Raw genomic sequence first — 14,996 nt, 5'->3', positions numbered from 1 at the left:
TCGCGTTCTGAACCTTGACGCCGGCGATGCGACTACGCAGATGCGGGGCAATGGTCAGCTTGGCCCAGGCGAAGGAGAACGACGATGCGCAAACTGATGTTGGCAGTGCTGGCCGTGATGGCCGTCGGGGCGGGTGTCACCGCCGGCTCCGCTCCCGCCGCGGCCTATGACTATCCCTGGTGCGCCCAAGGCAGGGGCTTCGGCATTCCGGGCGACTGCTCGTATCAAACCTACGGGCAATGCATGGCGAGCGCGTCCGGCCGCAACCTCTATTGCAACATCAATCCACGCGTCGCCTTCGGTCAGCAGCAGCCGCCGCGTCGCGGGCGCGTGCATAGGGACTATTATTATTACAACTGAGCTTGCGAACGGCGCGCTTCACGCGGTGCGCCTTCGCGGCGTGAGTTGATGTGCCCTCTCCCCTTGTGGGAGAGGGCTGCGCCGGCGTCAGCAACAGACCCGCTAGGGTGAGGGGTTGTCTCCACAATCACCGTCGCCCGCGGAGACAACCCCTCATCCGTCGCGCATTGCATGCGCGCCACCTTCTCCCACAAGGGGAGAAGGAAAGAACGGCGCGCGCTAGTCGCTTCTGTCCCCTTCTCTTGCGCGCCAAATTTTCGTGAATGTTCTCGCGATACGCGCCATTGACTCGTGATCGATCGCGTCTATACTAAACCATATGGTTAAGTATCTCGACGAGACGCTGGACCGCACTTTCGCGGCGCTTTCCGATCCCACCCGCCGTGCGCTTCTGGCACGGCTTGGCGAGAAGGACGACTTGTCCGTGAGCGAGCTCGCGCAGCCATTTCAGATGTCGCTGCCCGCGATCATGAAGCATCTCGACGTGTTGTCGGATGCCGGCCTGATCACGCGGGAGAAGACCGGCCGCACGGTGGCGTGCCGGCTGACCGCGCGCCCGATGGAGCAGGCGATGGACTGGCTCAATCGCTATGTGCGCTTCTGGTCCGACAATTTCGATCGCCTTGCCGCCTTCGTGGAGGAAGACCCATGGCCATCAGCACCGCCAGCTCCGGCCCCGCCGCGCGCCCCGGCCTCACCCTCACGCGCCGCCTCCGTGCGCGGCCGGAAAAAGTCTACGCCGCGTGGACCGAACCGGAAAACCTAGTGCAGTGGTTCGGGCCGGCGAATGTGAAGCCCGGCTCGGTGCGGGCTGAGCTCGACGTTCGCGCCGGCGGGCGCTACCGCATCAGTTTCACCGGCAACGACGGCGAATATCACGAAGTCGGCGGCGTCTATCGCGATGTCGTGCCAAACGAGCGATTGGTGTTCACCTGGGCCTGGCATTCGACGCCCGAGCGCGAGTCGCTGGTGACGGTATCGCTGAGGTCAGATGGCGCCGGCACGCTGCTGACCTTCCATCACGAGCAGTTCGTCGACGAGACCGCGCGCGACAATCATGAGCGCGGATGGACGGAGCTGTTCACCAAGCTGGAAAGTTTCATCGCTTGAATACTGTCAAGGGAGGACACCATGCAGCCACACAAAGTCGTGTCACGGGAGGAGTGGATTGAAGCCCGCAAGGTCCATATGGCGCATGAAAAGGAGCTCACCCGTGCCCGCGATGCCCTCAGCGCGGAGCGTCGGGCATTGCCCTGGGTCAAGATCGACAAGGCCTACATGTTCGACGGCCCGAACGGCAAGATAGCGCTCGCCGACCTGTTCAAGGGCAGGCCGCAACTCGTGGTGCAGCACTTCATGTTCGGGCCCGATTGGGACGAAGGCTGCAAGAGCTGTTCGTTCTGGGCCGACGGATACGAGCGCATGATCCCGCATCTTGCAGCGCGCGACACCACGCTGGTGGCAATCTCGCGTGCGCCATTCGAGAAGCTGGAAGCGTTCAGGAAACGGATGGGCTGGACGTTCGACTGGCTGTCCTCGGCCAACAGCGACTTCAACCATGATTTCGCGGTGTCGTTCACGCCGGAAGAAGTGAAGTCGGGCGCTAAGATCTACAATTTCGGCACGTCCGGCTTTGGTATCGAGGAGGCGCCTGGCATCAGCGTGTTCTACCGCGACGAGACCGGCAACGTCTTTCACACCTATTCGTGTTTTGCCCGAGGTACCGACATGATGAATGCGGCCTACCACTATCTCGATCTCACGCCGCTCGGCCGGCATGAAGAGGGCCTGCCTTATCCGATGGACTGGGTGCGGCACCGTGACCAATACCAGCCGATGCCGTTTCAGGCATCCTGTTGCCATAGCTGACGCACCCACAAACCGTCATTGCGAAGCAATCCACCGCAAGCAGAGAAATGGATTGCTTCGTTGCTTCGCGCCTCGCAAGGACGGGAACAACAACAGGAATCGCCCATGCCCTATGTCGATGGCTTCATCGTCGCCGTCCCGAAGAAGAATCTCGCCGCCTATGCCCAGATGTCGCGAAAGTGCGGCAAGATCTGGCGCGAGCATGGCGCGCTGGACTATCGCGAATGGGTCGCCGAGGACGTCAAGCCCGGCAAGCTCACCTCGTTCCCGCAAAGCGTCAAGCTGAAACCCGGCGAAACCGTCGTGTTCGCCTGGATCACCTACAAATCGCGTGCCCAGCGCGACAAGATCAATGCCAAGGTGATGGCGGATGAGCGTCTCAAACCCATGATGAACGGAAAGTCGATGCCCTTCGACGGCAAGCGCATGATCTATGGCGGATTTGCGAGCCTGGTGAAGGTGTAGCGGCGCTGGCGCTACACAAACTGTTTCCATGGAGACGGCCGAAGTGATCCCAGTCGGCCGCTGGCCGACTTGCGCCGGTGTTGCGACTCGGTATACTTTGCAATGCAAAGTTCGGACAACCGATGCGCGACCTCGACAAGGCCCTGGCCGATATCCTCGCCATCCGCAGCCAGATTGCGGCGGGCACGGCGTTCCGCGGCTATGGCCCGGCGACCGTGGCCGCCACCGGCGGCGTCGCGTTCTTGACAGCCATCCTGCAGTTCCTCTGGCTCAACAATCCGACCGGGAACCCGCTCACCTTCTTTGGCGGCTGGACCGTCGCCGCGCTGCTTTCGGCCGCGCTGATCTGGACCGAGATGCGGGCGCGCTCGCGCCGGCATCATTCCGGGCTCGCGGACGCCATGATCCAGCAAGCGGTCGAGCAGTTCCTGCCCGCGGGCGTCGCCGGCGTCTTGCTCGCGATCCTGTTGTGGAAGTTCGCGCCCGAAACGCTGTGGATGCTGCCCGGCCTGTGGCAGGTGCTGGTGAGCCTCGGCGTGTTCGCTTCTGTCCGCTCGTTGCCGCGCAGCATCGCCTTTGCCGGCGCCTGGTATTTCCTCTCGGGCTTTGCGGTGCTGGTGGTCGCGAGCCAGAGCCACGCGTTGTCGCCCTGGACCATGGGCCTGCCCTTTGTCGTCGGTCAGGTTTTGATGGCTGCCCTGTTGTATTTCGCCACCGGAGAAAACGATGTCGAAGATTGAAGCCAACACCGCGCCGTTCTCCTATGACGGTCTCGACCGCGTGATCCACGAGAAGGCGCGACTCGGGCTGATGACCTCGCTGATGACGCATCCCAAGGGATTGGCGTTCGCCGATCTCAAGCAGCTTTGCGGATTGACCGACGGCAATCTCAGCCGTCATCTGCAGGTGTTGCAGGAAGCCGGACTCGTCGAAGTCACCAAGAGGTATGAGGGCAATCGCCCGCACACCACTTGCCGCCTCACCAAGGCGGGCCGCCGCCGCTTCCTCGACTATCTGGCTGTGCTGGAACGGCTGGTGCGCGACGCCGCCAAGGCCGCGGGCAAGGAGGGCGCCGCGCCTTCCCAGCTCGGCATCCTGCCGGCCTGATCACGATTCCCTTTTTTGATCGGAGACTTTGTAATGCAAAGTGATCTTTCCTCCAAACTTCACGTCGGCATCATCATGGACGGCAATGGAAGATGGGCGACGCGGAGGGGGTTGTCGCGGCTGCGCGGCCACGAGGCCGGGGTCGAAGCGATCCGCCGCATCGTCGAGGCAGCGCCCGAACAGGGGATCGGCACGCTGACACTCTATGCCTTCTCCAGCGACAATTGGCGCAGGCCGAAGACCGAGGTCACCGCGCTGATGGGCCTGTTGCGCTTCTATCTCGCCAACGAGATCCAGGCGCTGGTGCGCAATGGCGTCCGCCTCACCGTGATCGGCCGCCGCGATCGTCTGCCCAACGGCATTGCGGCTGCGATCGCCCGTGCGGAAGACGCAACGGCCGATGGCGACACCCTGCATCTGCGCATCGCGATCGATTACTCCGCCCGCGATGCCATCCTCAACGCCGCGACGCGGGTCGCCGGCTTTGGCAAGCTCACGCGCGAGGCCTTCTCAGAGCTCGTCACCGGCGAGCCGAATCTGCGCGACGTCGATCTCATCATCCGCACCAGCGGCGAAAAGCGCCTGTCCGATTTCATGCTGTGGGAAGGCGCCTACGCCGAGCTGCACTTCACCGATCGGATGTGGCCGGAGTTCGACGGGGACGATCTCGCCGAGGCGCTAGCCTCCTTCCACGGCCGGGAACGCCGCTTTGGCGGCTTGCAAGCGGTCGCGCTGGAGGAAGTGCCGAGCCTCTGAGCTTGGCCCTCGGCGCCATTGAGCCCGCGACCAGGTCGGCCTCGAACCGCAGGAAAATCGGCGCCGCGGCAAGATGGCTTGTCGAAGCCGCGCCTGATTTGCGTCATCGTCGTCACACTAGGTTAACCCTTAGCGGCTAGCTAGGCGCACTGACCTTCCCGCGAACCAGTACAACCAGGGTCATTCCCATGGACAAGCAGATGCGCTGCCAATGCGGCCGGCAACGGACCGTCGCGCTGGACAAGCATTTTCGTACCGTCCTGCATTGTGAGAATTGCGACGTGGTCGAGCGGGCCGAGCCGGTGAGGCCGCGCGAGCACGCCCAGGCCGCACTCCAGGACGCCTGAGCCGGTCTCCACTTCGCCCAGGGATGCTCTAACTGCCCGACGCGAGCTCCACGAGCTTGGCGATCGTATTGATGTTCCGCGCGGTGCCGTTTGCGGCTGCCGGTATCTTCAGCTTCGAGCGACCCATGCCTGAGCGATAGGCGACATAGATCTCGCGCTTGCCGAGGCGCACGTCCTCGTCCTGCTGCCCCCTGATCGCGGCAAGCGCATCGGGCGGCGGCGCTTCGTCGAGGAAGATCGCAACCGTCCAGTTCGGCTGCGCCTTGGGGAACGGATTGGCCTTCAGCACCGCGGCCATCTCCTCCGCAGTCCTGATCACCACGCCGATCGGGCTGCCCGCATAGGCCTGCAGCCGCTTCTCCAATGCAGCCTTCACCTTCCCGGCGGGCAATTTGCTGTCGAACACCACATTGCCGCTGGCGATATAGGTTTGTACGCTTGCAAATCCTTCGGCGACGCACATCGCTTTCAGCTCGGCCATTGGCAGCTTGCCGGTTCCGCCTACATTCACGGCACGGAGCAGGGCAATATAGGTTGGCATTCCAGACCGTATCCAAGGAGGGAGGCCGTGAGCATGCCACAGGCGCGCCAACAGGAGCTACAGGACAAACCGAGGTCAACTTGAAAAACCTTCCGATCACCCTGGCCGATATCAGGGCCGCCGCGGCCACCATCCGCGATTCCGTCATCGTCACCGCCTGCAACCAGAGCCGGACGCTGAGCGAGATCTGCGGCTGCGAGATCTGGCTCAAATTCGAGAATTTGCAGTTCACCTCCTCCTTCAAGGAACGCGGGGCGTTGAACCGCCTGCAAGCTTTGTCCCCGGAGGAACGACAGCGCGGCGTGATCGCGATGTCGGCCGGCAATCATGCGCAGGGCGTCGCCTACCACGCCTTGCGGCTCGGCATTCCCGCCACGATCGTGATGCCGATCGGCACGCCGATGGTGAAGATCGAGAATACGCGGCGCCATGGCGCCGAAGTCATCATCTCCGGCGCGACGCTGGAGGACGCCGCGCAGTTTGCCCGCAAGCTTTGCGAGACACGCGGCATGACCTTTGTCCATCCCTATGACGATCCGCTGATCATGGCTGGCCAGGGCACGATTGCACTGGAGATGCTGGCATCCGTGCCGGATCTGGATGTGCTCGTCGTGCCGATCGGCGGCGGCGGGTTGATCTCGGGCATCGCGATCGCAGCCAAATCGCTCAAGCCCGGTTTGAAGATCATCGGCGTCCAGGCCCAGCTCTACCCGTCGATGCACAACGCGGTCAGGAACGAGCATCTGCCGATGCGCGGCGACACCCTTGCCGAGGGCATTGCGGTCAAGTCGCCGGGCCAGATCACGACCAAGATCGTGCGCGAACTGGTCGACGACATCCTGCTGGTCACGGAAGATCAGATCGAGCGCGCGGTATCGATGCTGATCTCGATCGAGAAAACGGTCGTCGAAGGGGCCGGTGCCGTGGGCCTCGCGGCGGTATTGGCCGCGCCGCAGCGCTTCGCGGGGCAGAAGGTCGGCCTGGTCCTGACCGGCGGAAACATCGACACGCGCCTGATCGCCTCGGTGCTGACGCGCGAGCTCGCGCGCGAGGGACGGTTGACGCAGCTCACGCTCGACATCGTCGACCGACCCGGCCAGCTCGCCGCGGTCTCGGCGCTGCTCGCCGAAGCCGGTGCGAATATCATCGAAGTCTCGCACCAGCGCACCTTCTCGGCGCTCCCGGCCAAGGCGACGCTGCTCGAGCTCGTGATCGAAACCCGTGACCGCGCGCATCTGGACGATGTGCTGGCCAAGCTCGCGACGTCAGGCTTCTCAGCGCGATGCACGTAGCGGCGGTGACCCCACCTCTCCCGCCTGCGGGAGAGGTCGGCGCGAAGCGCCGGGTGAGGGTTCTCTCCACTCAGGGAGTCCCGATGCGGAGACACCCTCACCCGCCCTCTCCCGCAAGCGGGAGAGGGAGCCTCTCACCGCAAGAGATTGGTCCGCGCCAGCGTGACGACCTCGTCGGCGCGGCCGTTCAGCACTGCCTGCACCATGTAGAGCGTGAAGCCCTTGGCCATTTCGGTGGTGACCTTGGGCGGCATGGCGAGTTCCAGGCGGTTGACGACGGCGTCGATCACGACGGGTCCGGGATGCGCGAAGGCTTCGGCCAGCTTGCCCTCGACCTCCGACGGATCCTCGATGCGGACACCCTTGATGCCGGTGGCCTCCGCCATGGCGGCAAAGTTCGGGTTCTTCAACTCTGTGCCGGTATCAAGGAAGCCGGAGGATTTCTGCTCGAGCTCGATGAAGCCGAGCGCGCCATTGTTGAACACGATCACCTTAACCGGCAGCTTGAGCTGGGAAAGGCTGAGGAGATCGCCCATCAGCATGGTGAAGCCGCCATCGCCGGAAAGCGAGATGACCTGGCGTCCCGGTGCGGCCGCTTGGGCGCCGATCGCCTGTGCCATCGCGTTGGCCATCGAGCCGTGCCAGAACGAGCCGATCAGGCGGCGCTTGCCGTTCATCGCGAGATAGCGCGCCGCCCAGACTGTCGGCAGGCCGACGTCGCAGGTGAAGATCGCGTCCTCACTGGCGAGCTGGCTTGCGACACGCGCGATCTGTTGCGGATGCAGCGTGCCGCCCTTGCGGCCGGAGGCGAGCTCGTCGAGGCCGCGGCGCGCTTCGGCATAATGCTTGCGCGCACCGTCGAGAAACCGCCGATCATCCTTGGCCGTCAGCCGCGGCAATAGCGCGCGCAATGTCGGGCCGACCTGTCCGATGACGCCGAGCTCGACCGGCACGCGCCGGCCGATCGCGTCGGGCCTGACGTCGACCTGCGCGATCCGCGCGCCCTTCGGATAGAATTGCCGATAGGGGAAGTCGGTGCCGAGCATCAGCAGCGTGTCGCAGTTTTCCATGGCGTGATAGCCGGAGGAAAACCCGATGAGGCCAGTCATGCCGACGTCGTAAGGATTGTCCCACTCGACATGTTCCTTGCCGCGCATGGCGTGGACGATCGGCGATTTCAGCGCTTCCGCGAGCTGCATCAATTCGTCATGCGCGCCGGCGCAGCCGCTGCCGCAGAGCAGCGTGACGCGCTCCGACTGGTTCAGGAGGTCGGCGAGCTGCTTGAGTGCGGCATCGGATGGCGCCACCTCCGGCTGAGACAGCACCAGCCCTGTCGATGCCGAGGCCGAGGTGCCGGTGGCTGGCTTGAGCGCGATATCGCCGGGAATCACGATGACGCTGACGCAACGTTCGCCGATCGCACGCCGCACGGCGATCTCGATCGCGCGGGGCATCTGTTCGGCGCTCGACACCAATTCGCAATAGGTCGAGCATTCCTTGAACAGATGCTCCGGATGCGTCTCCTGGAAAAAGCCCGAGCCGATCTCGGGCGAAGGGATATGCGCGGCGATTGCCACTACCGGCACACGCGAACGATGGCAGTCGAACAGGCCGTTGATCAGATGCAGATTGCCAGGGCCGCAGCTTCCGGCGCAGACCGCGAGTTCGCCGGTGATGTGCGCCTCGGCGCCGGCGGCGAAGGCCGCGACTTCCTCATGGCGCACATGCAGCCATTCAACGCCGCCGTGGCGGCGCAGTGCGTCAGTGAATCCGTTCAAGCTGTCACCGACAATGCCGTAAATGCGTTTCACGCCGGCTGCGGCAAAGGTCTCGACCATCTGGTCGGCAACGGTGCGGGCCATGAGGTTCTCCCTGGGGAATCAAGGTTTCGATCGGGGCATGCGTCCGGCGGCCTAGAAGATAGGCCATTCGGCCGACTGGGATATTTCGGGTTCGCACGACCTCGTCCTGAGGCCGGAAAGCGCCGCTGCTAGCGGCCGGCCCAGTGCACGAAGCGGCGTTCGATCAATAGAAACAAGAGATTGAGCGCGTAGCCGAGCGCGCCGGCGGCAAAGATCGCCGCATACATGCCGGGCATGTCGAACAATTGCTGCGCTTCGAATACGCGCTGGCCGAGCCCGTCGGTCGAGCCGATGAACATCTCGGCGACCACGATGATGACGAGCGCAAGCGACACGCCGCTGCGCAAGCCGACGAAGGTCTGCGGCAGCGATTCCAAGAGCATCACGTCGAACAGCACGCGCGTGCGCGATGCGCCCATCACCTTGGCGGCAAGCAGGCGCGTCTTCCGCGCGTTCATGACGCCGTAGGCGACGTTGAACAGGATGACGAGGCCGGCGCCGAACGCGGCCACGGAAATCTTGGTGCGGTCGCCGACGCCGAACAGCACCAGGAACAGTGGAAACATCGCGGAGGCGGGCGTCGAACGGAAGAAGTCGATCAGGAACTCCACCGAGCGATAGAGCTTCTCCGAGGAGCCGAGCAGGATGCCGAGCGGAATGGCGATGACGGCCGCAATTGCGGTGGAGGAGATCGTCCGCGCCACCGTCTTGACGAAGTCGACGCCGAGCTTGCCGCTGGTCATGCCTTCCCACAAGGTCCTGAACGTCTCGGCGGGCGAGGGCAGCAGCACGGGATCGACCAGCTTCAGTCCGTTCACCAGCGTCCAGACGGCGAGCAGCATCGCAACGCCAACCAACGGCAGCAACGCCCTCGCGATTTGCTGGCGTCCCGTCATCCGCGGCGCACCTCGTGCTGGAACAGCTTCAGGCAGTGCGCCTTGGTGGCGACGAAGGAAGGCTCTGACATCGTCTTGTCCGTGCGCGGCCGCGGCGCGTCATAGGGCACGAACTCGACCACCCGCGCCGGATGGCGCGACAGCAGCAGTACATGGTCGGAGAGATATACGGCCTCTTCGAGGTCGTGCGACACCAGGACCGTCGTCGTCTTGGTCTCCATGAACACGCGCTGCAACTGCTCGCGCATGAACAGCGTCATCTCGTAATCGAGCGCGGAGAATGGTTCGTCGAGGAACAGGACCTCCGGCTCGACGATCAGCGCGCGCATGATCGAGACGAGCTGCTGCTGTCCGCCGGAGAGGTAGTAGGGATAGAGCGCAAGGTCGATCTTGACGCCGAGATGCGCCACCAGCCGCTCCACGCGCAGCCTGCGTTCCGCCTTCGGCACGCCCATCAGCTTCAGCGGATAGGCGATGTTGTCGAAGGCCGGCAGCCACGGAAACAGGGCCTCGCGATAGTTCTGGAACACATAGCCGAACTTGACGCGACTGAGCGGCCGCCCGTCGAACAGCACCTCGCCGCTATCAGCGGGCACGAGCCCTGCGATCATGTTGATCAGCGTGCTCTTGCCGCAGCCGTTTGGTCCGAACACGGAAATGAGCTTGCCGCGCGGAATATCGAAATCGAAGGCGTCGTAGATGACAGCGTCGGGATAACGCTTGGAAAGCCCGCGGATCGTGACATGCGGCGCCGTCCGGCGCGACTCGTCGAAGCCGCTGGCCAGCCCGCTCGCCACGCTTGCGGTCGTGCTGGTCATGCAGGGCTATCGCACATGGAGGGCGGTCCCTTCGCGGCCCATCCTTCGAGACGCCCGCCATTGGCGGGCTCCTCAGGATGAGGTCTGATTCCGTGGCGGAATCCTAGACCCTCATTGTGAGGAGCGCCGCTTGCGGCGCGTCTCGAACCATGAGGCCCGCCTCGTCCATAGCCGCCAAATAGCCAAATGCGATAGCCCTGGATCGTCATGCGCGCCTCAGAACCTGTGCAGGAACTTGGTGACGTCGATCTTTTCGGGCACGACGCCGATCGAGTTGCCGAAATCCGACAATGCCTGCAGATCGGCAAGCTGCTCCTTTGCCATATCGCCGACCATCACATAGCCAAGCATCGGCACCATATCGACCACGTTATCCGGCGTGAACGTGTTCTTGGCGAGGTGTTTCCGCGCTTCATCCGGATTGGCGTTGATGAAGGCAATCGCCTTGGCCCAGGCGGCTGCGAAGCGTTTTGCCACATCCGGTCGCTTCTGGATGAAATCGGCTGTCATCGCGCAGCCGGCGGCGTACGCGTTGGCATTCTCATTGCCGAGGATGTATTTCGAGATCACCCCGGCCTCGATCGGGTGCGCGACGCCGGCCTTGATCATCATCGATGCATTCGGCTCGAGCGTGTAGCCGCCGTCGAAGGTGCCGGCCGTCATGGCGTTGACGTGCTGGCCCATGTCGAGCTGGTCGATCGTGTAGTCGCCTGCCTTCAGGCCGTTCTTGGCGAGGATCGCCTTTGCGGTGTTGATGTTGGCCGGTCCCGGCGCCGACATCAGTTTGGCGCCCTTGAGATCGGCGATCGTTTTCGCCGCAAAGCCATTGCGGACGACGAACTGTTCCATCTTCCAGACCTTGGTCTGGCTGTTGAGGCTGATATAGGTGGCGACTCCCGGCTTCTTGACGTTGGCGTTGAGGCCTTCGAGCGTGACCAGAACCGCCGAGACCTCGATCTGGTTGGTCATCAGCGCCGCGACGTTGGCGGGCCCACCCAAAAGCTTCGTCATCTCGGGCTCGATGTTCCGTTCCTTGAAGAACCCGCGTTCCAGCGCGACGAAATAAGGCAGCGACGACGACAGCGGGAATACGCCGACGGCGACCTTGTCCTGCGCCTGCGAGGGGGCGGGCAGCGCCGCAATGGCTGCGAGCAGGGCAAGGATCGCGGTCACTCTGGTCATCAACTGCATGGAAATTTCCCCTGGGAAGTCCCGTATGGGGTAGCAAGAACTGTGCCGCGATAGACTATCATGGCGATCTCCGCGTAAGCTCGGCTTGGACGCCTGACGACAGCAATGTGAACGTCGACCGGCTCGGCCGCGCCGTCGACAGAGCGCTGACCGGCATCGGCAACTGATCGAGAGTAGAACAACGACAATGCGCATCGCCCTTATTCACGCCCTGAAGCATTCGATTCAGCCGATTGAATCATCGTTCGCCAAGCTGTGGCCGGAGGCGCGGCTGATGAACCTGCTCGACGACAGCCTGTCGGCCGATCTCGCGCGCGACGGCCGGCTCACCGACGCCATGACCGAGCGTTTCCTCGCGCTCGGCCGCTATGTCGTGAGCACGGGCGCCGATGCGATCCTGTTCACCTGCTCCGCCTTCGGACTCTGCATCGAGGCGGTGGCGCGGGCGCACGCGCCGATGCCGGTCTTGAAGCCCAATGAGGCGATGATCGAGCAGGCTGCGCGAGGCGGCCGCAAGGTCGGCCTGCTCTCGACGTTCCCGCCGACCTTGGCCTCCATGCCTCGCGAGTTTCCTGCCTCGATTGAGCTCGTACCGAGGCTGGCGGAAGGCGCGCTGGCGGCGCTCGATCGCGGCGACCGCGCCGAGCATGATCGGCTTGTGATCGAAACGTCGAAAGACTTGCGCAACTGCGACGTCATCGCTCTCGCGCAATACAGCATGGCGCCGGCGGCATCGGCGGTTGAGCAAGCGTCGGGACGACCGGTGCTCACGACGCCGGATAGCGCCGTGCTGAAGTTGAAGGAGATGCTCTGCTGACGGTATCCTTTGCGGATGAGTGCGCTACCGAATTTTCCTGACCAACCGTCTTCCGGACGAAGAGATACATCAGGGAGTTGTGCGAACTGAGCGTTCGCGCCTCGGCATATGAAGCATGCTTTTTCTGCAAGCAATCATCACTCGCTCTCGGGTTGTTTCATCGCTTTCGCTGCCGTCGTTTAACGTTACTTAAACAGCCCCAGCAATAAGTTCGCCCCGGCTGACGAGGTTGGGCCAAAGGCCAGACTGCAACGGGGTGGGCATGATCAAAGGTATTCAGAACTTGCGGATCGGAGCCAAGCTTGGCATCGCATCCGCGCTCGGCGTGATCTTCGTCGTGCTGATGATCGTCAATCAATTGACGGCGAATGCCACAGTCAGCCGGACCAATGAGAGCGTGCTCCTGCAGTCCAACATCGCGCGCGCGGCAATCGACGCCAAGGCGGCAGCGCGAGGCCTGCAGATCGGCGCGGCCAATATCCGCGTTGCCAGCACCGATGAAGAATTGCAGAACGCCACCGAGTATCTGGCGGCACGCTACAAAGGATTCCTCGGATTCATCGATGAGATCTCCCGTCTCGCGACGGCTGATACGCGCTCGCAGTTGGAGAAGCTGAAGAGCGCGGCGACTGCCTATGAGTCCGCCGCCGAGAAGCTCGCGAAGATGAAAGCCGAGCTTCTGGAAATTGCCTCCGTCGAAGCTTCCGGGCTCACGATCTCGAACGAGGCCCAGGCGCGCGCCGCCCAGTTGACGACGGATTCACGACAGATCGCCAATGACGTCATGCTGTCGCTTTCCGGGGAGCTCGAGTTCAACGCCAATGCGATCGTGGACCGTGCCAAACAGGCCATGGCCGGCGAGATTGAAAAGGCGACGCAGCAGGCGGCCTCGGCCGACAGGATGTCGCTCGTGATCGGCGGCGTTGCGGCCCTGCTGCTGATCGTGACCTCCGTGCTGTCGGCGCTTTCGATCGCGGGACCGATGCGCAGCCTGAGCCGGGCCATGCAGGAACTCGCGAATGGCAATTTTGCTGTCCAGTTGCCCGGCATCGGGCGCAAGGACGAAATCGGCGCGGTCGCGCAGGCCGTCGAGACCTTCAAGGTCAAGGCGGAAGAGAAGGCGATGCTCGAGTCCGAATCCAAGCGCCGGCAGGATGACCTCCTTGCCGGGCAGCGCCGGGCCGAGATGATCAAGCTTGCGGACGCTTTCGAGGGAGCGGTGGGCGAGATCGTCAGCACGGTCTCGTCGGCGTCGACGGAGCTGGAGCAATCGGCAAAGGCGCTCACCTCGACGGCCGAGCGCGCCCAGGAAATAACTGTCGCTGTGGCATCGGCTTCCGAAGAAGCGTCGGCCAACGTGCAATCGGTGGCGACTGCCACGGAACAACTGTCGTCTTCCGTGAACGAGATCAGCCGTCAGGTCCAGGACTCGGCGCGAATCGCGGCGGACGCGGTCGGCCAGGCGCGCGCCACCACCGAGCGCGTGAGCGAACTGTCCAAGGCCGCAAGCCGCATCGGCGATGTGGTCGAGCTCATCAACACCATTGCAGGCCAGACCAACCTGTTGGCGCTCAACGCCACCATCGAGGCTGCGCGCGCCGGCGACGCAGGCCGCGGGTTTGCGGTCGTCGCGTCCGAGGTGAAGGCGCTGGCCGAGCAGACGGCGAAGGCGACCGGCGAAATCGGTCAGCAGATCGCCGCGATCCAGACCGCGACCGATCAATCGGTCGGCGCCATCGGCCAGATCAGCAACACGATCGAATCGCTGGCGGAGATCGCCTCGACGGTCGCCGCTGCGGTCGAAGAGCAGGGCGCGGCGACGCAGGAGATCGCGCGCAACGTGCAACAGGCCGCGCAAGGCACTGAGGAAGTTTCTTCGCGGATTACCGATGTCCAGCGCGGCGCCACAGCGACAGGCTCGGCGTCCACGCAGGGTGCTCTCGTCCGCGCAATCGCTGTCCCGCGACAGCAGCCGGCTCCAGACGGAAGTCAGCCGGTTCCTGCAGACCGTGCGGGCCGCCTGAATGGTGTCGGTGGCGGCGCTGCCACCATTATAGATGCCTGCCCGGCCGCCAGCGACAAAAACCGGCGCCCGCTCGTCGACTGCAATATTCGCGAACCTATGCGTCCGCGCATCGTTAGCCCTGCGTCTTGCAAACGAAGGGTGATCCCCATGAGTGCGACAGGTCTCGAGGTATTCGACAGAACCATCCACCTCACCAATTCATGGCTGGATGAGATCATGGAAACCTTGCCACGCGACCGGCAACTGGCATGGCATGCGCTGGGCGCGGTGTTGCGGACCATACGCGATCGGGTTCCGATCGAACTCGCGGCACATCTCGGCGCACAGCTTCCGCTGATCGTGCGCGGCACGTATTATGATCGATTCCGCCCGAGCGATGCTCCGCAAAACTGGCGGTCAGCGGAACAGTTCCTGTCGATCATCACGGCCGAGCTAAGCTCGACACGGCCGGTCAGCGCGCCTGACGCGGCGCATGCTGTGTTCCAGGTGCTGAACCACTACGTCGATCCTGGTCAGGTCGAGAAGATCCGCCACGCATTGCCGGAGGAAGTCCGCGCGATGTGGCCGGAATCGAAGAGGACGCCGCGGCGCGCCGAGCCGGTTTCCTGATCGTTACGTCGTCGGGTTTTCGATGACAGTGAAGTGAACC

The 14,996-nt window shown here is 63.6% G+C and carries 17 protein-coding genes and 1 pseudogene; 13 read left to right on the top strand and 5 right to left on the bottom strand.

The window, feature by feature from the left end:
- Positions 1-84 precede the first annotated feature (84 nt).
- The 9 genes from AC5ZG5_RS27235 (at position 85) to AC5ZG5_RS27195 (ending at position 4,904) form a co-directional block, all read left to right on the top strand.
- On the top strand, positions 85-360 hold the full coding sequence (locus AC5ZG5_RS27235; protein ID WP_456644266.1) for a DUF3551 domain-containing protein: 276 nt from the start codon (positions 85-87) through the stop codon (positions 358-360).
- Positions 361-679: 319 nt separating this feature from the next.
- The gene (locus AC5ZG5_RS27230; protein WP_456644267.1) at positions 680-1,126 is read left to right on the top strand and encodes an ArsR/SmtB family transcription factor; all 447 of its coding nucleotides are present in this window, start codon (positions 680-682) and stop codon (positions 1,124-1,126) included.
- A complete protein-coding gene (locus tag AC5ZG5_RS27225; RefSeq protein WP_245474701.1) occupies positions 1,126-1,470 on the top strand; it encodes an SRPBCC family protein in 345 nt (114 codons plus the stop codon). The genes AC5ZG5_RS27230 and AC5ZG5_RS27225 overlap by 1 nt, the downstream gene beginning before the upstream one ends.
- Positions 1,471-1,491: 21 nt before the next feature.
- Positions 1,492-2,229, top strand: coding sequence for a DUF899 domain-containing protein (locus tag AC5ZG5_RS27220; RefSeq protein ID WP_130225787.1), 738 nt, complete (start codon positions 1,492-1,494; stop codon positions 2,227-2,229).
- A gap of 105 nt (positions 2,230-2,334) precedes the next feature.
- A complete protein-coding gene (locus AC5ZG5_RS27215) occupies positions 2,335-2,694 on the top strand; it encodes a DUF1428 domain-containing protein (RefSeq protein WP_130225788.1) in 360 nt (119 codons plus the stop codon).
- Positions 2,695-2,816: 122 nt separating this feature from the next.
- On the top strand, positions 2,817-3,434 hold the full coding sequence (locus AC5ZG5_RS27210) for a hypothetical protein (RefSeq protein WP_130225789.1): 618 nt from the start codon (positions 2,817-2,819) through the stop codon (positions 3,432-3,434).
- A complete protein-coding gene (locus tag AC5ZG5_RS27205; protein ID WP_456644268.1) occupies positions 3,421-3,801 on the top strand; it encodes a transcriptional regulator in 381 nt (126 codons plus the stop codon). Before AC5ZG5_RS27210 ends, AC5ZG5_RS27205 begins: the two co-directional genes overlap by 14 nt.
- Positions 3,802-3,834: 33 nt before the next feature.
- Positions 3,835-4,557, top strand: a complete 723-nt coding sequence (locus AC5ZG5_RS27200) for a di-trans,poly-cis-decaprenylcistransferase (protein ID WP_456644269.1) — start codon at positions 3,835-3,837, stop codon at positions 4,555-4,557.
- Between the two features lie 188 nt (positions 4,558-4,745).
- Complete coding sequence (locus AC5ZG5_RS27195; protein WP_165435197.1) at positions 4,746-4,904, top strand: hypothetical protein; 159 nt, start codon at positions 4,746-4,748, stop codon at positions 4,902-4,904.
- Positions 4,905-4,932: 28 nt separating this feature from the next.
- Here the strand turns inward: AC5ZG5_RS27195 and AC5ZG5_RS27190 are convergent, their stop codons facing one another.
- Complete coding sequence (locus AC5ZG5_RS27190) at positions 4,933-5,445, bottom strand: DUF1697 domain-containing protein (RefSeq protein WP_456644270.1); 513 nt, start codon at positions 5,443-5,445, stop codon at positions 4,933-4,935.
- Positions 5,446-5,525: 80 nt separating this feature from the next.
- Between AC5ZG5_RS27190 and AC5ZG5_RS27185 the strand changes: the two genes are divergently transcribed.
- Entirely contained in the window at positions 5,526-6,737 is a 1,212-nt protein-coding gene (locus tag AC5ZG5_RS27185) for a threonine ammonia-lyase (RefSeq protein WP_456644271.1), read from the top strand.
- 134 nt (positions 6,738-6,871) lie between these two features.
- Here AC5ZG5_RS27185 and poxB read toward each other — a convergent pair whose 3' ends face one another.
- From poxB to AC5ZG5_RS27165, 4 genes are all read right to left on the bottom strand, one after another.
- Positions 6,872-8,599, bottom strand: coding sequence for a ubiquinone-dependent pyruvate dehydrogenase (gene poxB / locus AC5ZG5_RS27180; RefSeq protein ID WP_456644272.1), 1,728 nt, complete (start codon positions 8,597-8,599; stop codon positions 6,872-6,874).
- 128 nt (positions 8,600-8,727) lie between these two features.
- Positions 8,728-9,495 (bottom strand): ABC transporter permease, encoded by a 768-nt coding sequence (locus AC5ZG5_RS27175; RefSeq protein WP_456644273.1) that lies wholly within the window; start codon positions 9,493-9,495, stop codon positions 8,728-8,730.
- Positions 9,492-10,313, bottom strand: coding sequence for an ABC transporter ATP-binding protein (locus AC5ZG5_RS27170; RefSeq protein ID WP_456644274.1), 822 nt, complete (start codon positions 10,311-10,313; stop codon positions 9,492-9,494). Before AC5ZG5_RS27170 ends, AC5ZG5_RS27175 begins: the two co-directional genes overlap by 4 nt.
- A 216-nt stretch (positions 10,314-10,529) precedes the next feature.
- Positions 10,530-11,504, bottom strand: coding sequence for an ABC transporter substrate-binding protein (locus AC5ZG5_RS27165; protein WP_456644275.1), 975 nt, complete (start codon positions 11,502-11,504; stop codon positions 10,530-10,532).
- A 187-nt stretch (positions 11,505-11,691) separates the two neighbouring features.
- Between AC5ZG5_RS27165 and AC5ZG5_RS27160 the strand changes: the two genes are divergently transcribed.
- From AC5ZG5_RS27160 to AC5ZG5_RS27150, 3 genes and pseudogenes are all read left to right on the top strand, one after another.
- A complete protein-coding gene (locus AC5ZG5_RS27160; protein ID WP_456644276.1) occupies positions 11,692-12,321 on the top strand; it encodes an aspartate/glutamate racemase family protein in 630 nt (209 codons plus the stop codon).
- Positions 12,322-12,583: 262 nt separating this feature from the next.
- A pseudogene (locus AC5ZG5_RS27155) lies at positions 12,584-14,345 on the top strand (methyl-accepting chemotaxis protein).
- 98 nt (positions 14,346-14,443) lie between these two features.
- Entirely contained in the window at positions 14,444-14,956 is a 513-nt protein-coding gene (locus AC5ZG5_RS27150) for a DUF2267 domain-containing protein (RefSeq protein WP_496165472.1), read from the top strand.
- Positions 14,957-14,996 lie beyond the last annotated feature (40 nt).

It is taken from the genome of Bradyrhizobium sp. Ses1 (genome assembly GCF_059512365.1).
Note: the sequence above shows the minus strand (reverse complement) of the source record. Positions and strands in the feature narration are given on the sequence as shown.